This window comes from Rhizobium sp. NZLR11 (assembly GCF_019685115.1).
Classification (GTDB): domain Bacteria; phylum Pseudomonadota; class Alphaproteobacteria; order Rhizobiales; family Rhizobiaceae; genus Rhizobium.
Map to the genome: position 1 here is coordinate 239,412 of NZ_JABDWD010000005.1, position 18,686 is coordinate 258,097.

Annotated in this window: 18 protein-coding genes and 1 riboswitch; of the genes, 10 read left to right on the plus strand and 8 right to left on the minus strand. The window is 62.1% G+C overall.

Going from position 1 to position 18,686, the window contains the following annotated elements; genetic code table 11:
• Positions 1–31 precede the first annotated feature (31 nt).
• From HJB83_RS11555 to HJB83_RS11585, 7 genes are all read right to left on the minus strand, one after another.
• The gene (locus HJB83_RS11555; protein WP_221115698.1) at positions 32–1,678 is read right to left on the minus strand and encodes an ABC transporter substrate-binding protein; all 1,647 of its coding nucleotides are present in this window, start codon (positions 1,676–1,678) and stop codon (positions 32–34) included.
• Between the two features lie 39 nt (positions 1,679–1,717).
• Positions 1,718–2,740 (minus strand): glycoside hydrolase family 3 N-terminal domain-containing protein, encoded by a 1,023-nt coding sequence (locus tag HJB83_RS11560; protein WP_221131899.1) that lies wholly within the window; start codon positions 2,738–2,740, stop codon positions 1,718–1,720.
• A 24-nt stretch (positions 2,741–2,764) separates the two neighbouring features.
• The gene (locus tag HJB83_RS11565; RefSeq protein WP_221131900.1) at positions 2,765–3,244 is read right to left on the minus strand and encodes a GNAT family N-acetyltransferase; all 480 of its coding nucleotides are present in this window, start codon (positions 3,242–3,244) and stop codon (positions 2,765–2,767) included.
• 221 nt (positions 3,245–3,465) lie between these two features.
• Positions 3,466–4,287, minus strand: coding sequence for a bifunctional hydroxymethylpyrimidine kinase/phosphomethylpyrimidine kinase (thiD, locus tag HJB83_RS11570; RefSeq protein ID WP_207585233.1), 822 nt, complete (start codon positions 4,285–4,287; stop codon positions 3,466–3,468).
• Entirely contained in the window at positions 4,284–4,919 is a 636-nt protein-coding gene (gene thiE / locus HJB83_RS11575) for a thiamine phosphate synthase (RefSeq protein WP_207585234.1), read from the minus strand. Before thiE ends, thiD begins: the two co-directional genes overlap by 4 nt.
• Positions 4,916–5,719, minus strand: a complete 804-nt coding sequence (thiM, locus tag HJB83_RS11580) for a hydroxyethylthiazole kinase (RefSeq protein ID WP_221131901.1) — start codon at positions 5,717–5,719, stop codon at positions 4,916–4,918. Before thiM ends, thiE begins: the two co-directional genes overlap by 4 nt.
• Before the next feature lie 48 nt (positions 5,720–5,767).
• A riboswitch (TPP riboswitch) is annotated at positions 5,768–5,864 on the minus strand.
• A 147-nt stretch (positions 5,865–6,011) separates the two neighbouring features.
• Positions 6,012–6,596, minus strand: a complete 585-nt coding sequence (locus HJB83_RS11585) for a DUF1349 domain-containing protein (protein ID WP_221131902.1) — start codon at positions 6,594–6,596, stop codon at positions 6,012–6,014.
• Positions 6,597–6,809: 213 nt separating this feature from the next.
• On the opposite strand from HJB83_RS11585, the gene HJB83_RS11590 reads away from it, so the two are divergent.
• The 7 genes from HJB83_RS11590 to HJB83_RS11620 all read left to right on the plus strand — a co-directional run bounded on the left by HJB83_RS11590 (position 6,810) and on the right by HJB83_RS11620 (position 14,804).
• Positions 6,810–8,336, plus strand: a complete 1,527-nt coding sequence (locus tag HJB83_RS11590; RefSeq protein ID WP_221131903.1) for an ABC transporter substrate-binding protein — start codon at positions 6,810–6,812, stop codon at positions 8,334–8,336.
• A gap of 83 nt (positions 8,337–8,419) precedes the next feature.
• Positions 8,420–9,361 (plus strand): ABC transporter permease, encoded by a 942-nt coding sequence (locus HJB83_RS11595; RefSeq protein WP_207585238.1) that lies wholly within the window; start codon positions 8,420–8,422, stop codon positions 9,359–9,361.
• Positions 9,361–10,230 carry an ABC transporter permease gene (locus HJB83_RS11600; RefSeq protein ID WP_207585239.1) on the plus strand — a complete coding sequence of 290 codons (870 nt, stop codon included), beginning with the start codon at positions 9,361–9,363 and terminating at the stop codon, positions 10,228–10,230. Before HJB83_RS11595 ends, HJB83_RS11600 begins: the two co-directional genes overlap by 1 nt.
• 35 nt (positions 10,231–10,265) lie before the next feature.
• On the plus strand, positions 10,266–10,778 hold the full coding sequence (locus HJB83_RS11605; protein WP_207585240.1) for a RidA family protein: 513 nt from the start codon (positions 10,266–10,268) through the stop codon (positions 10,776–10,778).
• Between the two features lie 70 nt (positions 10,779–10,848).
• A complete protein-coding gene (locus HJB83_RS11610; RefSeq protein WP_221131904.1) occupies positions 10,849–12,045 on the plus strand; it encodes an aminotransferase class V-fold PLP-dependent enzyme in 1,197 nt (398 codons plus the stop codon).
• A 17-nt stretch (positions 12,046–12,062) separates the two neighbouring features.
• The gene (locus HJB83_RS11615) at positions 12,063–13,898 is read left to right on the plus strand and encodes an ABC transporter ATP-binding protein (RefSeq protein WP_221131905.1); all 1,836 of its coding nucleotides are present in this window, start codon (positions 12,063–12,065) and stop codon (positions 13,896–13,898) included.
• A gap of 84 nt (positions 13,899–13,982) precedes the next feature.
• A complete protein-coding gene (locus HJB83_RS11620; RefSeq protein WP_207585243.1) occupies positions 13,983–14,804 on the plus strand; it encodes a bifunctional allantoicase/(S)-ureidoglycine aminohydrolase in 822 nt (273 codons plus the stop codon).
• 33 nt (positions 14,805–14,837) lie between these two features.
• Here HJB83_RS11620 and HJB83_RS11625 read toward each other — a convergent pair whose 3' ends face one another.
• Positions 14,838–15,767, minus strand: coding sequence for a TauD/TfdA family dioxygenase (locus HJB83_RS11625; RefSeq protein WP_207585244.1), 930 nt, complete (start codon positions 15,765–15,767; stop codon positions 14,838–14,840).
• Positions 15,768–16,084: 317 nt separating this feature from the next.
• On the opposite strand from HJB83_RS11625, the gene HJB83_RS11630 reads away from it, so the two are divergent.
• From HJB83_RS11630 to HJB83_RS11640, 3 genes are all read left to right on the plus strand, one after another.
• Positions 16,085–16,492: a carboxymuconolactone decarboxylase family protein gene (locus tag HJB83_RS11630; RefSeq protein ID WP_221131906.1), complete on the plus strand. Its 408-nt coding sequence runs from the start codon at positions 16,085–16,087 to the stop codon at positions 16,490–16,492.
• A 583-nt stretch (positions 16,493–17,075) separates the two neighbouring features.
• Positions 17,076–17,912: an alpha/beta fold hydrolase gene (locus HJB83_RS11635; protein ID WP_207585246.1), complete on the plus strand. Its 837-nt coding sequence runs from the start codon at positions 17,076–17,078 to the stop codon at positions 17,910–17,912.
• An 83-nt stretch (positions 17,913–17,995) separates the two neighbouring features.
• The gene (locus HJB83_RS11640; RefSeq protein ID WP_207585630.1) at positions 17,996–18,673 is read left to right on the plus strand and encodes a gamma-glutamylcyclotransferase; all 678 of its coding nucleotides are present in this window, start codon (positions 17,996–17,998) and stop codon (positions 18,671–18,673) included.
• Positions 18,674–18,686: the final 13 nt, after the last annotated feature.

The following is an 18,686-nucleotide window of genomic DNA, read 5'->3' on the forward strand; positions in this document are numbered from 1 at the left end:
TGCTCTGACGCCGCTCCCGGGATGATGATGCTTACTTGACGGGTTCGAGGGCCAAGAGGTTGAGCAGGCGTGCCGGGTTGGTCCGCGAGATCGACGGATTGACGAAGGGGTTTTCCTTGGTCGACCAGCCTGTGAAACGCTTGGTGTTGTACTGATACCAGTTCGGATTGTTGAACACCGGAATGACGGGCATATTTTCGGCGACGATGCGCTGCGCCTTGTTCATCGCATCCTTCTGCTCGGCAAGATCGGCGGTCTGGGTGAACTCGGTGACGAGCTTCTCGACATCAGGATTGAACCAGCGCTGCGCGGTGAAGCGGGTCTTGCCCTTGTCCGAAGCGCTGAAGGCGCGCTTGTAGGGATAATAGGGCGAGGCCGATGCCGGCAAGCTGTTGATCGCCGCATCGAAGGTGCCGTTGATGAGGTTGCCGGTCCAGACGGCTTCTTCAGGCGTTTCGATCTTGGCGTCGATGCCGACTGCCTGCATGCCTTCGACGGCGAGGTTGACGGTGTCGATCCAGTCGGTCCAGGCGCTCGGGACGATGATCGAGAAGGAGATCTTGCTGCCATCGGGATTGTCGCGGAGGCCGTCGCCGTCCTTGTCCTTATAGCCCGCTTCGTCGAGCAGCGCCTTGGCGGCATCGGCGTCATAAGTCGCGAACTTGCCGAAGTCGGCCTTGACCGATGGATCCGCCCAGCTCTTGTAAAGCTCGCCCATCAGGCCGGGGTCTTCGTTCAGCGTCGGATAGCCGTAGCCGGCGACATCGATCATCGTCTTGCGGTCGAGTGCCATCGAGACGGCACGACGGAACTTCAGATCGTTGAAGGCCTTCTTGTTGTTCTCGTTCGCCGTGTCCAGGTTGAACAGGAAGGCGACCATGCTGCTCGGCGAATACCAGTAGTGGAAATGCGCCGGGTCCTTGGAGACGTAGACATTGTCGATATCGGGAATGAAGGAGACGCCCCAGTCGAGCGTGCCGTCGGCCGTCGCCGTCAGCATCTGGTTGTTGTCGGCAAGCTGCGGGAAGCGCATGCAATCGACCTTCAGATGCGCGTTGTCCCAGTAATTCGGATTGCGGCACTGGTCGTAAGTCTGGCCGGTGAAGCGCGGCACCTCAGTCAGCGGGCCGCTGCCGACCGGCGTCTCATTGGCGAAAGTGACCGGATCGGCGACGTCCTTCCAGACATATTCGGGAACGATCGGCAGTTGCGAGATCTGCTCGGCGGCGAGCGAGCTCGGATTGGCGAGCGTGAAGCGCACCGTCTGGCCGTCGACGGCTTGCACGTCGGTGATGAAGGTCCAGATGCTGACGAAGTCGAGCGCCGGGAATTTCTTTAGATAATCATAGGTGAACTTGACGTCGGCTGCGGTCAGCGGCTTACCGTCCGACCATTTCAGGTTCGGACGCAGCTTGAAATCGATGCTCTTCAGATCGTCGGAGAGCTTGAAGCTTTCGGCCAGGCGATAAACCGGTTTGTTGCTGTCGAAGCGATTGAAGATAACCAGCGGCTCGTAGATGAAATCGAGCGTCGACTGGCGCGACGAGGTCTGGTTGAACGGATTGAAGTTGCGAACCCAGGTCGTCGCCGGTTCGATATTTACCGTCAGGATCGTCTGCGCCAGGGCAGAGCCCGAAAGCAGCGTCAGCGCAGCGGCGGCAAGAAGATATTTTTTCATGTCTTATTCCCCTTTTTTATACGATGAGAGATGCGCCGGTCAGGAGAGCAGCGCGCTTGCAAACATGTCTTCGACTTCAGCATGGGCGGCGCGGACGTCGACCTTGAGATTGCCGAGGCGGCCCTTGCCGGCGGCGATCCGTTGCAGCGCGGCGTCCGTCAGCGGCCGGGCGGCCTTGGCGGCGGCCTCGCTTTCGGCAATGTCGCCATGGCTGTGGAGGGCGATGTCGAAGCCGGCGTCGAGCACCTGCCTGACGCGTTCCGGCAGGGTGCCGGCGAGCGACTCCATGAAGATGCAGTCGGAAATCAGCACGCCGTCATAGCCGATGTCGTTGCGGATGACGTCGTGCATGACAGGTGAGACGGAGGCCGGCAGCTCCGCGTCATAGGCCGAGTAGACGACATGGGCGACCATCGCCCAGGGCGTATCCTTCAGCGCGACGAAGGGCTTGAAATCGGTCGCAGTGAGCGTCGCGCGGGAGGCGTCGACCACCGGGCGCTCCTTGTGGGAGTCAAGCGTCGCACGGCCATGGCCGGGAATGTGCTTGATCACAGGCATGTTGCCGGTCTCGAGCAGGCCATTGACCACCTCGCGGCCGAGGGCGGCGATGACATCGGGATCCGGGCCGAAAGAGCGGGCGCCGATGACCGCGCTCGTCGTCTCGAAGACGAGATCGAGAACGGGCGAGCAGCCGCTGGAAAGACCGAGTTCCGTCATCATCGCGCCCATGGCCTGGGAGGAAAGGCGCAGTGCTTTTTTGCCGAGATCGAAATCGCGGCGGGCAAGTTCGGCAAACTGGCCGAAGCTGTGGAAAAGCGGCCAAGGCCCGGCATCGAGATGCTGGACGCGGCCGCCTTCCTGGTCGGTGAAGACAGGCGCATCGTCGCGGCCGACGGCTTGCCGAAAGCGTTCGATCAGGCGCCTGGTCTGTTCCGGCTCGCGCTGGTTGCGCCGGCCGACGAAGAGGCCGAGCGGATTGGTCTCGCGGAAGAGGGCGAATTCATCATCCGAAATCGCGGGATTCGGAAGGCCGACGAAAAGGGCGAGCGGGGTCGAGGACAATTCTGTAACTCCGGGATCAGATGGTCATTTCGGCGTGCTTCTCAGCATGCCTTCGTAAATGCCCTTGTCGGGGGCGGGGATGACGATGGCGCCGGCGGTCCCGGCGTAGAAATCGACCGGGCCGGCATCGCCGATGAAGGCATAGGCGTGACCGAGCGTCTTCATCGCCTGAAGGCAGGCGGAAAAAAGGGCGAGCCCGATGCCCTTGCCGCGCGCTTGGCGGTCGACGCCGGTCGGGCCGAAGAAGCCGCGCGCCGTCGTGTCATAGCAGGCAAAGCCCTTGAGCTTGCCGCCGTCGACGGCGATCAGGCAGGCAACAGGCTGACGCGCGAAGGCGATTGCAACTTCGCTCGCCCAGTTTTCGCTGAAGTTTTCGCGAACCCAGTTGACGACGAGATGCAATTCCGGGGGAAGGGCCGGGCGGATGGAAACGCTGACATCGTCGGCTTTCCGCTTCAGATCGGCAAGCTGTGTGGAGTATAAGCTCACAAGCAGGTCTGGCACCCGTCACTCCTCCTGATATTCCTCTATTACGGAATATATCCCCTTTTAATGACATAGATTTGGCGATCTGGCTGGGCTTGTCAACAGGGATTTTTCAGATGGGTCGCAACGCTGCTCGCCGTTACGCTCCTGCTTTCAAAGCAAGGTAGTTGCCGAACGCAAAAACGGCTCGGGGCGCGAGCCCGAGCCGTTTCGATGGAAGCGTGCGTCGATGTGCGCGCTTATCCCTCGACTCTCCAGAGCGCATGAAAATGCTGCACCGGGCCGTGGCCGGAGCCGACGGTGAGGCTTCCTGATGCCGCGACTGCGCCGGCGAGGTAATCCTTGGCGATGGCGACGGCCTCAGACACCGAGGCGCCCTTGGCAAGCTCTGCCGCCAGCGCGCTCGACAGCGTGCAGCCGGTGCCGTGGGTGTTCTTGGTCGGCTCGCGTCTGGCTTCGAACCAGTGCAGGCCGTCGGCTGTGGCAAGCACGTCGGGGCTGTCGTCGCTGTCGAGATGACCGCCCTTGACCAGCACGGCCGCCGGGCCGAGCGCGCGCAGCTGCTCGGCCTGCGCCGCCATGTGAGACCGGTTTGTCGCCACCGGCTGGTGCAGCAGGGCGGCGGCCTCCGGCAGGTTCGGGGTCAGAAGTGTCGCCAGCGGCAGCAGCCGGCTGGTCAGCACGTCGACCGCTTCGGGTGCCAGCAGGGCGGCGCCGCCCTTGGCGATCATGACGGGGTCGATGACGATGGGGATGCTGCGCCGGTCGGCCAGTGCGGCAACAAGCGCGTTGGCGACGGCATCGGCGATGCCGGCATTGGCGATCATGCCGATCTTGACGGCATCGACGCGCACATCGGCAAAGACGGCGTTGATCTGGTCGGCGACGAATTGCGGCGGCACCAGATGCACGCCGGTGACACCTTGAGTGTTCTGCGCCGTCAGCGCGGTCAGTACCGCCATGCCGTAGACGCCGCGAGCGGAAAAGGCCTTGAGATCGGCCTGGATGCCGGCGCCGCCCGAGGGATCGGAGCCGGCGATCGATAAGACGTTGCGGATCATGCGCGGGCCTTTCGGATTTCTCCGGCGATGCGGCGAGCAGCGGCTTCAGGGTCCGGCGTGCCGCAGATGGCGGAGACGACGGCAAGCCCCTTGGCGCCCGCGTCAAAGACTTCGGCCACATGCTCTGCCTTCAGGCCGCCGATCGCAACCGACGGCACCGGCGAAGCCGCCACCAGCCTTGCCAGGCCCTCAAAGCCGATCGGCTGCTTGTGGTCGGCCTTGGTCGGCGTCGCAAACACCGGGCCGACGCCGGTATAATCGACGAGGCTGGGATCGACGGCAGCGGCGAGCGCCTCGGTCTCGACCGACAGGCCGAGGATCATTCCGGGGCCGATCATCTTGCGCGCTCTCGCCGCATCCATGTCTTCCTGGCCGATATGCAGGCCGTCGGCGCCGATGGCGATGGCCGCCTCGACATCGTCGTTGACGATGAGCAGGGCGCCGGTGCCATCAAGCGCCTGTTTCAACGCGCGTCCGGTCTCGATCATCCCGGTCGTGCCGGCATGTTTGTCGCGCAGTTGCACCATTGTCGCGCCGCCGGCAACGGCAAGGCGGGCGGTCTCGACCATGCCGATCCCGGCGCAGAGATCGGGGTCGAGGACGAGATAGAGCGAGAGATCGAAGGTCTTCATGCGGCCGATATCCTGGCCCTGGCATCGAGCGTTTCGGCGTCAAGCGCGTTCAGCGCATCGAGGAAGCGCCAGGCGAAGGAGCCGGGACCGGCCGCACCGAGTGCTGCCTCTTCGCCGGCGATGGCGAAGGTTGCGAGTGCTGCGCCCGTCGCCCCGAACATATCCTCGGGCACTGTGGCGGCAAAGGCGCCGACGAGGCAGGTGAGCGAGCAGCCGAGGGCGGTGACCTGCGGCATCAAGGCCGATCCGCCTGTGATCCGCACCGCCCGCTCCCCATCGGTGACGAAATCGACTGCACCGGTGACGGCGACGACCGCCTGCTGGCGCTCGGCGAGCCATCGCGCTGAACCTTCCGCCTGTTCAACCGGATCGCGGCTGTCGACGCCCTGGCCGCGGCTCTCGCCGCCGGCGAGCGCGATGATCTCGGAGGCATTGCCACGGATGATCGTGGGCTTGAGCGCCAGCAGACCGGCGACCGCATCGCGGCGGAAAGCCGTGGCATAATGGGCGACCGGATCGAGCACCCAGGGTTTGCCGGCTGAGGTCGCTGCCTTCGCTGCGGCCTGCATGCCGTCGATCCATTGCGACGACAGCGTGCCGATATTGACGGTCAGCGCGTTGGCGATGCCGGCGAATTCGCCGGCTTCCTCAGCGGCATGCACCATGGCGGGCGAGGCGCCGGCGGCCAGCAGGACGTTGGCGGCGATGTTCATGGCGACGTAATTGGTGATGCACTGAACGAGCGGCGGCTTCTCGCGCATCGCCTTCAGCATGGCTCCTGGTGTGGTCCTGGTCTGCATGTGGCCCCTTTCAGGCGGGGGCGGGCACGGGGTAATTCGTACGGCGAGCCGCGACCCCGAGCGACTCCCTCCGCCGGCATTATCCGGTTCAGGTTCGAAGGGTGCTTCTCAGCCCGTCTGTCGACGGGCGCCCCTGTCTCTCATCGCGCTCTTTTTCGCAGAGAATGGGGCGGATGTCATCTCGAAAATGACAGTCCTATTTGTGTGGCATTTACAGCAGGGGCGACGAACAGAACGGCCAACAGTCGTGGATCACCCCAGATCGTGTCCGCAGAGAATCTTATAATAGCGTCTAACTCAAATCATGAAGATCCGTCGCAATCGCCAACCCGATCGAAAACTCCGAAAACCGCACCGTCAACCCGCTGCGCTCCGGCGTGCAGGCCATCGGCCCGACTTCGTAACCGTCGGCGGCCGGGAAGGGCGCTAGCCGCAGCAGCGGCCAGCGGCTCCCGTCGCGAGAGGTCTGGATGCGCAGGGCGCCGTTGGCGAGGGTGACGCGGATCTGGAAATCTTCGAGTTCCTTGAAGGGCTGCGACACCGACCAGTCGGACCTGCCGTCGGTGACGACGGTGCTGAGGAAAGCTTCGCCGTCGGTGAATTCCACGCCTGTTTTTACCCAGCGTTTCCCGTCGAGGCGCACCATCAGGCCAGCCTGGTCGTAGAGGGTGCGGAATTCGCCCTGGATGCGGATCTGGGCGGTGAAGCTCTCTGCCGTGGGAAAGGCAAGGAAATGGCCGCTGTCGCGGGTGAAGCCGTAATGGGTTTCCCGCCAGAAATCGGTTTTTTCATCGGTCGTCAGGGTGAGGGCGGTGTCGTCGGCGTGCCAGCTGGCCGGTTCGTTCAGCCATTTTCCGCCCTTGAAATTGATGTTCATTCTTTTCTCCCGTTCCGCTGAAGCCTGACCATCCGTGTGCTTGGCATAATGCGCAGCCTTCGTGCAGGCGCAGCCGAAGATTGTGTTTTCTCGCGTTCCGGTATCCCGGCAGAGGCATAATCGGTCACCCACGCTTGACAGGATCAATCCAGCTCTTATTCTCTTACAAAAAGATGAATTACATAATTGTGGAACTGGACCGGGAGCCTTCTCATGAAAACACTTGTCGCATTTCTCCTTGGCACCGCGCTCGTCGCCCTGCCTTCGACCCTGCTTGCCCAGGAAAAGGGCGGCGTCATCAATGTCGCGACGATCGGCGAGCCGCCGACGCTCGATCCGATGTCGTCGACGGCCGATCTCGTCGGCATCGTCACCCAGCATATTTTCGAAACGCTTTACACATTCGACAAGAGCTGGAACGTCACGCCGCTACTGGCCGAAAGCCTGCCCGAGATCAGCGCAGATGGCAAAACCTATACGATCAAGCTCAGGACCGGCATCAAATTCCACGACAATAGCGACATGACCTCGGACGATGTCGTCGCCTCGCTGACCCGCTGGATGAAGATCGCCTCGCGCGGCAAGCAGGTGGCCGGCTTCATCGACAAGATCACTGCTGTCGATCCTTCAACCGTCACCATCACGCTGAAGCAGCCCTATGCGCCGCTGACCTCGCTGCTTGCCTTCAACAATTCGGCGGCGATCATCATCCCGTCGGAAAAACAGGACGAGCCGATGAAGGAGTTCATCGGCACCGGTCCCTATATGCTGAAGGAGCGCAAGGCCGACCAGTATATCCAGCTCGTCCGCTTCGATGGCTATAAGTCCCGCGAAGGCGACAGCAATGGTTATGGCGGCGCCCGCCATCAATATCTCGATGAAATCCGCTTCGTGCCGGTGCCCGATCCGAACACCCGTGTCGAAGCCGCCGTCTCCGGCCAGTATGATTATGTCGATTCGATCGCCGTCGAATCCTACGACAAGGTGAAGGCGTCGACTGCCTCGCAGCCGGTCATGTTGAAGCCCTTCGGCTATCCGGTCTTCGTCTTCAACACGAAGGAAGGTGTTGCTGGGAATGTCGAGGTCCGCAAGGCGATCCGCCAGGCACTCAGCATGGAAGACATGCTGGCCGCCGCTTTCGGCAGCAAGGATTTCTATGCGCTCGACGGCGCCATCTATCCGAAGTCCTTTTCCTGGTCGACCGATGCCGGCGTCGAAGGCGCCTATAATCTCGCGGATCCGGAAGGGGCGGCCGCTGCTGCCAAGAAGGCCGGTTATAATGGCGAGCCGATCCGCATCCTGACCAGCCGGCAGTACGAATTCCACTATAAGATGGCGCAGGTCGCCGCAGAATATCTGAAGCTTGCCGGCTTCACCGTCGATATGCAGGTGGTGGACTGGGCGACGCTGACTCAGCGCCGCACCGATCCGAAGCTCTGGGATATCTACATCACCCACAGCCCGTTCCTACCGGAGCCGGCCCTGATCGGCTCGCTTTCGACCAGCTCGCCCGGCTGGTGGGATACGCCGGCCCGCAAGGCCGCCGTCGATGCCTTCACCGCCGAGGTCGACCCGAAGAAGCGCGCCGCGCTCTGGGCCGATGTCCAGAAGGCGGTTTATACAGATGCGCCCTTTATGAAGATCGGCGATTTCAACGCCGTCTCGGCGAAATCGGTCAAGCTCGAAGGTGTCGATCCGGCCCCATGGCCGTATTTCTGGAACGCTTCGATCAAGAAGTAAACATCGCCGTCGGCGCCGGCCCTTCGTGGCCGGTGCCGGTCTTCTTTTCTGCCGCATCTGCAAGGGCTTGAAGGCCAGCATTCATGATCCGCTACATCCTCCAGCGCCTGTTCGGCATGATCGTCGTGATGTTTCTCGTCGTCACGATCGTCTTCGTCATCGTGCGCGTGACGCCGGGGGACCCGGCTGCCGTCATGCTCGGGCCAGATGCGACGCCGCAGGATGTTGCCGATCTTCGGGCCCGCCTCGGCCTCGATCAGTCGCTCGGCCTGCAGTACGTCTATTATATCGGTCAGCTGCTGAGGGGCGATCTCGGCCAGTCGATCTTCCTCAACATGCCGGTCACCTCGGCTCTGCTCGACCGCGCCGAGCCGACCTTCTTCCTGACGCTGTTTTCGCTGGCCATTGCCGGCGTCATCGCGCTGCCGATCGGCATCTATGCGGCCTATCGGCGCGGCTCCTTCGTCGACCAGGCGGCAACGACGCTGGCGATGTTTGCCGCCAGCATCCCAAGCTTCTGGCTCGGCCTCATCCTGATGCAGTTCTTCGCCGTTCGGCTCAACCTTTTCCCGGTCTCGGGTTATGGCGGCCCCGGCTCGACCTTCCTTGAGCGGATGTATCATCTGACCCTGCCGGCCTTCGCGCTCGGCATCGTCTCCTCGGCGCTGATCCTGCGTTTCACCCGCGCGTCGATGCTCGATGTGCTCGGCGATGATTATATCCGCACGGCGCGCGCCAAGGGGCTGGTCGAGCGCAAGGTCATCCTCAAGCACGCGCTGAAGAATGCGCTGATCCCGATCCTGACGGTGCTCGGCCTGACGGCGGCGGTGCTGATTTCGGGCGCCGTCGTCACCGAGACCGTCTTCGGCCTGCCGGGTGTCGGCAATCTCGTCGTCTCGGCGGTGCTGCGCCGCGATTACCCCGTCATCCAGGGGGCGCTGCTCGTCATCGCCGCCCTCTACGTGCTGATCAATTTTGCAATCGACATGCTCTATCTGCTGGTCGATCCGAGGGTGCGCTACTGATGGCCGATATCGCGATCAAGCCCGCCGAGAGCGAAGGCAGCAAATTTGTCCGCCGCCTGCTGAAGCGCAAGACGGTGGCTTTCGGCCTGCTGATCCTGACGATCTTCGTGCTGCTGGCTGTCTTCGCCCCTGTCGTCGCGCCCTATTCGCCGTCCAAACTTTCCATCGTCAACCGGCTGAAACCGCCGAGCGGCACCTTTTTCTTCGGCACCGACGAGTTCGGCCGCGACGTCTTCTCGCGCACGATCTTTGCCGGCCGCCTGTCGCTGCTCGTCGGGGTGGCGGTCGTCAGCCTGTCAGCCGTGATCGGCGTGACACTCGGCCTGCTTGCCGGTTTTTTCCAGAAGCTCGATACGCCGATCGCCCGGCTGATCGACGCGATGATGGCCTTTCCCGATATTCTGCTGGCGATCGCGCTTGTCGCCGCCCTCGGTCCCTCCTTGACCACGGTTATCATCGCGCTGTCGATCGTTTATGCGCCCCGCCTTGCCCGCATCGTCCGTGCGTCGACGCTGGTCATTCGCGAGCTGCCCTATGTCGAGGCGGCAAGGGCGCTCGGCATTTCGACCTTCCACATCATGACCCGGCATGTGCTGCGCAATCTGCTCTCGCCGATCCTGGTGCAGGCCACCTTCCTCTTTGCCAGCGCCATGCTCGCCGAAGCCGGGCTCTCCTTCCTCGGCCTCGGTGTCAGCCCCGAAATCCCGACCTGGGGAACGATGATCGCCGCCGGCCGCCAATATATCGGCCAGGCCGACTGGATGACGCTGTTTCCGGGTGTCGCCATCATCCTCTCGGTACTGTCGCTGCAGATGGTCGGCGACGGCCTCAGGGACATGCTCGATCCAAGACTTCGCAAGGACCTTTAATCCGCCGACCAGACGTCGGCCCAATCCAAATTTGCATGACAGGAGTTTGCGTGAATCAGTTTCCCACCGCCGCCGGCAAGGTCGAGAACTCGCCTTACCAACGGTTAGCCGCCCTCGGCATCAAGCTTCCGCCGCCGCCGCCGCCGATCGCCAATTTCGTGACGCATGTGGTGGAGGGCAATATGCTCTACCTCTCCGGCCAGGGGCCGCGCGAGGCCGATGGCTTCCTGCATGCCGGCAAGGTCGGCGCCGGCGTCAGTGTCGAGGAGGCCTATCGGCATGCACGGCTGACCGGCATCAATCTGCTCGCTGTCATGCATGATGCGCTCGGCGATCTCTCCCGCGTCAAGCGGGTGGTCAAGCTGCTCGGCATGGTCAATGCCGTGCCTGAGTTCGAGGATCATCCGAGCGTCATCAACGGCTGCTCGGATCTGCTGATCGCGGTCTTCGGCGCGGCCGGCGAACATGCCCGCTCAGCCGTCGGCTTCGGCTCGCTGCCGGGCAACATCACCGTCGAGATCGAGGCGATCGTTGCCTTGAATGGCTGACGAGAGCTTTCATATTTGGAGAAGGGTCCACCCAGGGCCCGTTCCTCGACCCAGACTTCTGGAGACCTTCATGCCCAATGATATCAGACCTTCGCTCGGCCTTCGACCCGTCATCAACGTATCCGGCACGATGACCAGCCTCGGCGCGTCGATCGTCGTGCCGGAGGCGATCGAGGCGATGGCATCGATCCTGCCGCATTTCGTCGAGATCAACGACCTGCAGCGCAAGGCAAGCGCCATTATTGCCCGGCTGACCGGCGGTGAGGCGGGCTTCGTCACCGCCTCCTGCTCGGCCGGCATTTCGCTGGCGGTCGCCGGCGCCATCACCGCCGACAATCTGCTGGCGATCGAAAAGCTGCCGGATGCCGTGCCCGAGAAGAACGAAGTGCTGGTGCAGATGGGCCATGTGGTGAGCTACGGCGCGCCGGTCGACCAGGCGATCCGGCTTGCCGGCGGCAAGGCCGTGCTGATCGGCCAGGCGACCTCGACGCATCGCTTCCACATGGAAAAGGCGATCACCGACAAAACAGCCGCAGCCGTCTATGTCGTCTCCCACCATGTCGTCGATTACGGCCTGTTGAACCTGAAGGAATTCGTCGAGATCGCCCATGCCAGGGGCGTGCCTGTGATCGTCGATGCGGCCTCGGAATATGATCTCAGGATTTTCCTGGAGCAGGGGGCCGATATCGCACTTTACTCGGGCCACAAGTTCCTCGGCGGCCCGACCTCCGGTATCGTTGCCGGCCGGAAGGAGCTGGTGCGTCACGCCTTCCTGCAGAACATGGGCATCGGCCGCGGCATGAAGGTCGGCAAGGAGAGCATCTTCGGCGTCATGGCAGCACTCGAAGCCTGGGAAAACCGCGACCATGCCGGCATCCGCGAACGCGAGACCGGCTATCTCAACCTGTGGAAGCGCACACTCGACGGCCGCCCCGGTCTGACCGCGCTGATCGAGCCCGACCCGACCAACAATCCACTCGAGCGGCTGCGCCTGATCGTCGATCCCGAAGAGGCCCACATCACCGCCTGGGATCTGGCCGATGCGCTGGCGAGGGGCAACCCGCCGATCATCGTGCGCGACCACGAGGTGGAGCACCGCTATTTCTATCTCGACCCGTGCAACCTGCATCGGGGCCAGGACGTCATCGTCGCAAACCGCCTGGCCGAGGAACTCGACAAGGCGCGCGCTTCCAACGAAATCATCGCGACGCCGATCGAAAACCGCAGCCGGCACCGCTTCGATGCCGCGCTGCGCTGGCCGGATTAAGCCGCAAGGGGAGCGATATGGCTGAGGTTCAAGCGCAACCGATCGAGACGAGCGCACCCGTTCTTTCCGTCGACAGGCTGACCACCTCCTTCCTGGTGGATAGCGCCTGGAAACCGGTCGTGCGCGACGTCTCCTTCACTGTCGCACCCGGCGAGACGGTGGCGATCGTCGGCGAATCCGGCTCGGGCAAGAGCGTCACCTCGCTCTCCATCATGCGGCTGCTGCAGGCGGACACGAGCCGCGTCGACGGCCGCGTGCTGCTCGGCGGCCGCGACCTGCTGGCCTTGCCGGAACATGCCATGCGGCAGGTGCGCGGCAACGAGGTGGCGATGATCTTCCAGGAGCCGATGACATCGCTCAATCCGCTCTTCACCATCGGCGATCAGATCTCCGAGGCGCTGCTCTGCCATTCCGATATGAGCCGAGCCGATGCCAAAGCCGAGACGATCAGGCTGCTGGAAAAAGTCCGCATCCCCTCTGCCGCCTCGCGTTTCGGCGAATATCCGCATCGTTTTTCCGGCGGCATGCGCCAGCGGGTGATGATCGCCATGGCCCTTGCCAGCCGGCCGAAACTGCTGATCGCCGACGAGCCGACGACGGCGCTCGACGTGACGATCCAGGGCCAGATCCTCGATCTCATCAAGATGCTGCAGGAGGAGGAGGGGACCTCGGTTCTGTTCATCACCCATGACATGGGCGTCGTCGCCGAGATCGCCGACCGGACGGTGGTGATGTATCGCGGCGAACAGGTCGAAAGCGGGCTCACCGCCGATATCTTCCACCGCGGCAGACATCCCTATACCAGGGCGCTGCTATCGGCCGTGCCGGTGCTCGGCTCGATGCAGGGCCGGCAGAGGCCGCTGCGTTTCCCCGTGGTCAATACGGCAACGGGGGAATCCGATATTCCGCCCGAAGCCGCCGATACGGTCGCAATGACGCCGGTCCTTGAGGTGAAGAACCTCACCAAGAGTTTCGACATTCACTCCGGCCTGTTCGGCCGGCTGACCAGCCGCGTGCACGCGGTCGAGAACGTCTCCTTCGATCTCCATGCCGGGGAGACGCTGTCGCTCGTCGGCGAGTCCGGCTGCGGTAAATCGACGACGGGGCGCGCCATCATGCGGCTCATCGAGCCGCAAGCCGGTTCCGTTCTCGTCGAGGGCAGGGAGGTGCTCGGCCTCGACAGGAAGGAGCTGCGCGAGATGCGAAAATCCGTGCAGATGATCTTCCAGGATCCCTTTGCCAGCCTCAATCCGCGCATGACGGTGGGTGCGGCGATCGCCGAACCCTATCTCGAACACAGGATGGGCAATGCAAAGCAGGCAAGGGACGTGGTCGCCGACCTGTTGGTGAAGGTCGGCCTGTCTGCGGATATGGCGGCGCGGTATCCGCATGAATTTTCCGGCGGCCAGCGCCAGCGCATCTGTATTGCCCGGGCGCTTGCCTTGCAGCCGAAGGTCATCGTTGCCGACGAAAGCGTCTCGGCGCTCGACGTTTCGATCAAGGCGCAGGTGATCAACCTGATGCTGGACCTGCAGCAGAGCCTCAACCTCGCATTCCTGTTCATTTCGCACGACATGGCGGTGGTCGAGCGCGTCAGCCACCGGGTGGCGGTGATGTATCTCGGCGAGATCGTCGAGATCGGCCCACGGGCCGCCGTCTTCGAAAATCCGCAGCATCCCTACACCAGGAAACTCATCGCCGCCGTGCCGGTGCCCGATCCGGACCGCCGCCACGAAAAGCGGATGGTGGCCAATGACGAGATCAAGAGCCCGATGCGCTCGGTCGACTACCAGCCTCCGGCCACCTTCTATCGTGAAGTCGGACCGGGCCATCTGGTGATGGCCGATCGGTAGGTTCGCTTGGCCCAATGGCAGTTGCCTAACGGGCTGGCGGCGCATAAAGCAGATGTAGTGACACCTGCCTGGAAAGCCGCATCAATGGACAAGACAGAGTATTATTCGAAGCTTGGCGGTCTGCCGCCGCAGACCCAATTGCTTTCCGGCAAGGCCGTTTTCACCACGGCTTACGCGGTCATCCCGCGCGGCGTCATGAGCGATATCGTCACGAGCGTCCTTCCGCATTGGACGGGAACGCGGGCATGGGTTCTGTCCCGGCCGCTTTCCGGCTTCTCCGAGACCTTCTCGCAATATGTTATGGAAGTTCAGCCGGGCGGCGGAAGCGACCGGCCGGAGCCGGACAAGCGGGCCGAGGCGGTCCTCTTCGTCGTCGAAGGCGGCATGACGGTGGAGCTTGAAGGCGTCAGCCACGCGCTGCGCGCCGGCTCCTTCGTCTATATCCCGGCCGGTTCGGCCTGGCGCCTGAAAAACGATGGCTCGACCGCGGCGATCTTCCATTGGATCCGCAAGGCCTTTCAGGAGGTCGAGGGGCTGGAGCTGCCGCCGGCCATCGTCACGCATGAGGATGACCATCCGATCCGGGCGATGCCCGACACCGATGGGCGCTGGGGCACGACCCGCTTCATCGATCCAGCCGATGTGCGCTACGACATGCACGTCAATATCGTGACCCTGGAGCCAGGTGCGGTGATCCCCTTCATGGAAACCCATGTCATGGAGCATGGCCTTTATGTGCTTGAGGGAAAGGCGGTCTATCGCCTCAACCAGGATTGGGTCGAGGTCGAGGCCGGCGACTTCATGTGGCTGCGCTCCTTCTGCCCGCAAGCCTGTTACGCCGGCGGCCCCGGCCGGTTCCGCTACCTGCTCTACAAGGACGTCAACCGGCACATGAAACTCTGGTAGAACCTGCGCCGGGCGACATCCATGCGGCCGTGATCACGCCGCCGTTGCTTGTCGCTTGGCAGCCTTCACATGGGTTGTGCTGCGGCGACCGTCGACGCTGACGGGGACGTCGCCGTCAACAGTGGCGCGGCGCACCACCCGGTGCTGGTCGCCATAATCGTTGACAGCATAATGCTGGGTGGCGCGATTATCCCAGATCGCGACATCTCCGGCTCTCCAGCGCCAGCGCACGGTATTTTCCGGCGCGGTGACGTAGGACTGGAAGACCTCGTAGAGTTTGGCGGAATCGGCCTTCGATACGCCGATCAGGCGCTGAACGAAATTCCCAAGCAGCAGCGATCTTTCGCCGGTTTCCGGATGAACACGCACGACCGGATGCTCGGTCTCGTAGATGGTCGAGGTGAAAATCTCCTCGAAATGCTTCTTCTCTGCATCCGTGGCGCGAGGGCGCACGGCGGCATAGTCATAGGCATTGCTGTGAATGGCCCATAAATTATCCGCCAGCAATTTGAGCGGCGCCGGCAGACTTTCGTATGCCGCATGGGTGTTGGACCAGATCGTGTCACCGCCGGCTGCCGGAATGACGACGCCGCGAAGGACAGAAAATTTGGGGTAGGCGTCGACGAAGGTAACGTCGGTGTGCCACTGGTCCGCTCTGCCGCCGCCGCGGCTGGAATCGAGGTTGAGGATGGAAGCGGTGCCGGCGACCGGTCCCTGGGTTGGATGCGGCACGAGGTCGCCCAGGCGGCGTGCGAAGGATTCCTGTTCGGAATCGTCAAGATGTCCCTGGTCGCGGAAGAAGATGACCTTGTGCTTCAGGAGAAGCTGATTGATGGCCGCCACCGTTGCATCCGAAAGTTCTCCGCCGAGGCGGATACCTTTGATTTCGGCTCCGACACGGCCGGTCAGCGGCACGACATCGGTGTCGGGAATGATCTGATTGACGAGAACCGGATTGCTCATGGAAATCTCCTGTTGATATGGGAAGAAGTCGGCAGGTCACATGCGCCCGAAGAAGCGTTCAAAGGGCGTTCGAAAATCTCATCGCTGAAATCGACAGGGTCATCGAACAAAATAATCTATAAAAGATATAGACAATAATTTCTAATTTTGCGTGTTTTCGTAAAAACAACCGACTTCGATCGTTCTTTCTTGCCGATGGTTTCCTCGCCGACGGGGAGACTGGCGGCGCCTGTCGTTTCTTCGTATCGTCCGCAGGCTGCGCCGGATGTCCCGGCAATTTCAGAGGCCGTAAATCGGCGCCCGGAGAGGAACTTTCGATGACAACAGTCAAACTCCTGTCGGACCAAGAGGCCGCAGCCATTCCGGCCGTGCAAGCCGTGTTCGACGACATCCGAGCGACACGCAAGACCGACTTCATCAACAACTTCTGGCGTGCCCTTGCAATCGATCCCGCAAACCTCAAACGCGTATGGGAAACGCTCAAATCGGTCATGACGGTCGAGGGCGCGATCGATCCGTTGACGCGCGAGATGATCTACATAGCGGTGTCAACCGCCAATGCTTGCCAGTACTGCGTTCAATCCCATACCGCTGCCGCCCGTGCGCGGGGAATGACCGATGCCCAACACGGCGAACTCCTGACGATCATCGGACTTGCCGGCCAGACAAACCATCTCGCTCTCGCCATGCAGGTTCCGCCCGATCCGGAATTTGAGGTGCGATAGAAACAAGGGACTTGGCGCTGGCATCACATGCGCAGCTGCCGCCATCTGCAATCTCCACCTCCAGATACGGGAGTGATATAATGCAACGTTAAATTGGCCGTTGGCTCTGGGAACCAGACACCCGCCTTCTGCTAAATACCCTCCAAGGATCCTTTCCTCGGCGCCTTGCGGGCCGCGAGGGATGCTGCAGGCATCTCAAAGAGATCGTTCTTCGTCCTGATGAAACGTCCGGATATGAACGCCGCCTTGCTCGATTTCGGGGGCGGCTTCAAGATCGGACCTTCACTTCTGCGAAGGCGCGTCTCATTATTGCAGACCCGGCAATAAAATAGAAACTATTCACGCAATTGTGGGTGTGAGGATCTGACGGCAATATCCATCCGTCAGACGAACACAGCGTCGCCTGAAGTTTTCAATGATGAAATCGCAAGACGCGAGATGGCTCAGAACCTTTCTTCCATGAACACGCAGGGGCGTACTACTCTCCGCAGGCGCCGCCGCAGCGGCCATGGCAATTTCACCCTCTCTCAGCTTCGCAGCCAATGCTGCTCCCGCCACCAACCCAATCGAAGGAACCAAGACAATGGCATATATAACCACCAACGACGGCGTTGAGATCTTTTACAAGGACTGGGGTCCGAAGGATGCGCAGCCGATCGTCTTCCATCACGGCTGGCCGCTGTCATCGGACGACTGGGACGCCCAGATGCTTTTCTTCCTTTCGAAGGGATACCGCGTCGTCGCCCATGACCGCCGCGGTCACGGTCGCTCCGCCCAGGTTGCCGACGGACACGATATGGACCATTACGCCGCCGATGCCTTCGCCGTCGCAGAAGCGCTCGACCTGAAGAATGCCGTGCATATCGGCCACTCGACGGGCGGCGGCGAGGTTGCCCGCTATGTCGCCAAGCACGGCCAGCCCGCCGGCCGCGTCGCCAAGGCGGTTCTCGTCTCGGCTGTGCCGCCGCTGATGCTGAAGACCGAGAACAACCCGGAAGGCCTGCCGATCGAAGTCTTCGATGGTTTCCGTTCGGCGCTCGCGACGAACCGCGCCCAGTTCTTCCGCGACGTTCCGGCCGGTCCGTTCTACGGCTTCAATCGTGATAGCGCGACAGTTCAGGAAGGTGTGATCCAGAACTGGTGGCGGCAGGGAATGATGGGCGGAGCCAAGGCCCACTACGACGGCATCAAGGCCTTCTCCGAAACGGACCAAACGGAAGACCTGAAGGCGATCACGGTTCCGACGCTCGTACTGCACGGCGAAGATGACCAGATCGTTCCGATCGCGGATTCGGCCCTGAAGTCGGCAAAGCTGTTGAAGAATGGTTCACTCAAGACCTATCCCGGCTTCTCGCACGGCATGCTGACCGTCAATGCCGATGTCTTGAACGCCGATCTTCTGGCCTTCGTGCAGTCCTAAACAAGACCCGGAGCCGCGATGTGAAAGCAATCGCGGCTCCGATCTTTTATTGAACACAGCACGAAATTCGGAACGGGACCATGATGCTGTTGACCCCAGAGCTTGTTGCCCTGACGTTGCGAGACGTCCTGGACGATGGCCCAGAACCGGGCTGGACACCACTCTCCGAGGCGGAACTTGACTGTCTCGTCGACAGGATTGAACGAGAGGCAGGTGGCGAACCGATTTGGGTCTTCGCTTACGGGTCCCTTATCTGGAACCCTGAGTTCGAGCCGGCAGCCCGAATGCCAGCATTCGCATATGGATGGCATCGATCGTTTTCGCTGAGGATCGAACGTTGGCGGGCAACCAGCGAACAACCAGGTCTGATGATGGTTCTCGAACGCGGCGGGCGTTGTGATGGTGTGGTACTCCGTTTATCCGAAGAGCGTCGCCGCCAGGATCTCGGTGCGCTCGTGGCGCGCGAAATCAAGTACCACGAAGTCGCCGCCATGGTCCGGTGGGTTCGCGTGCAGACGCCTGAAGGCATGAAGAACGCCCTGACCTTCTGGGCAAGTACCAGACGATCCGGCCTCACCAAGCCATTGCCGAGGCAGACCACCGCGGAGCTGATCGCAAACGCCTGCGGGCAGGGCGGATCGTGCGCGCAATATCTGCACAACACGATCGTTGATCTTGAGGCCGAGGGGATCCGAGACCGAAATCTCTGGCATCTGCAGGCGCTCGTGGCCGAGCAGATCAAGGCAAAGCAAGCAGCCTGATCGTCGTCCTAAC

Bases quoted from the DNA above. Each gene is read 5' to 3' on its own strand.
- HJB83_RS11595 (WP_207585238.1), top strand. From the start codon at position 8,420: ATGATCCGCTACATCCTCCAGCGCCTGTTCGGCATGATCGTCGTGATG.
- HJB83_RS11625 (WP_207585244.1), bottom strand. From the start codon at position 15,767: ATGAGCAATCCGGTTCTCGTCAATCAGATCATTCCCGACACCGATGTC.
- HJB83_RS11640 (WP_207585630.1), top strand. From the start codon at position 17,996: ATGCTGTTGACCCCAGAGCTTGTTGCCCTGACGTTGCGAGACGTCCTG.
- HJB83_RS11620 (WP_207585243.1), top strand. From the start codon at position 13,983: ATGGACAAGACAGAGTATTATTCGAAGCTTGGCGGTCTGCCGCCGCAG.
- HJB83_RS11610 (WP_221131904.1), top strand. From the start codon at position 10,849: ATGCCCAATGATATCAGACCTTCGCTCGGCCTTCGACCCGTCATCAAC.
- HJB83_RS11630 (WP_221131906.1), top strand. From the start codon at position 16,085: ATGACAACAGTCAAACTCCTGTCGGACCAAGAGGCCGCAGCCATTCCG.
- HJB83_RS11635 (WP_207585246.1), top strand. From the start codon at position 17,076: ATGGCATATATAACCACCAACGACGGCGTTGAGATCTTTTACAAGGAC.
- HJB83_RS11555 (WP_221115698.1), bottom strand. From the start codon at position 1,678: ATGAAAAAATATCTTCTTGCCGCCGCTGCGCTGACGCTGCTTTCGGGC.
- HJB83_RS11590 (WP_221131903.1), top strand. From the start codon at position 6,810: ATGAAAACACTTGTCGCATTTCTCCTTGGCACCGCGCTCGTCGCCCTG.
- HJB83_RS11615 (WP_221131905.1), top strand. From the start codon at position 12,063: ATGGCTGAGGTTCAAGCGCAACCGATCGAGACGAGCGCACCCGTTCTT.
- thiE (WP_207585234.1), bottom strand. From the start codon at position 4,919: ATGAAGACCTTCGATCTCTCGCTCTATCTCGTCCTCGACCCCGATCTC.
- HJB83_RS11605 (WP_207585240.1), top strand. From the start codon at position 10,266: ATGACAGGAGTTTGCGTGAATCAGTTTCCCACCGCCGCCGGCAAGGTC.
- HJB83_RS11600 (WP_207585239.1), top strand. From the start codon at position 9,361: ATGGCCGATATCGCGATCAAGCCCGCCGAGAGCGAAGGCAGCAAATTT.
- HJB83_RS11585 (WP_221131902.1), bottom strand. From the start codon at position 6,596: ATGAACATCAATTTCAAGGGCGGAAAATGGCTGAACGAACCGGCCAGC.
- thiD (WP_207585233.1), bottom strand. From the start codon at position 4,287: ATGATCCGCAACGTCTTATCGATCGCCGGCTCCGATCCCTCGGGCGGC.
- thiM (WP_221131901.1), bottom strand. From the start codon at position 5,719: ATGCAGACCAGGACCACACCAGGAGCCATGCTGAAGGCGATGCGCGAG.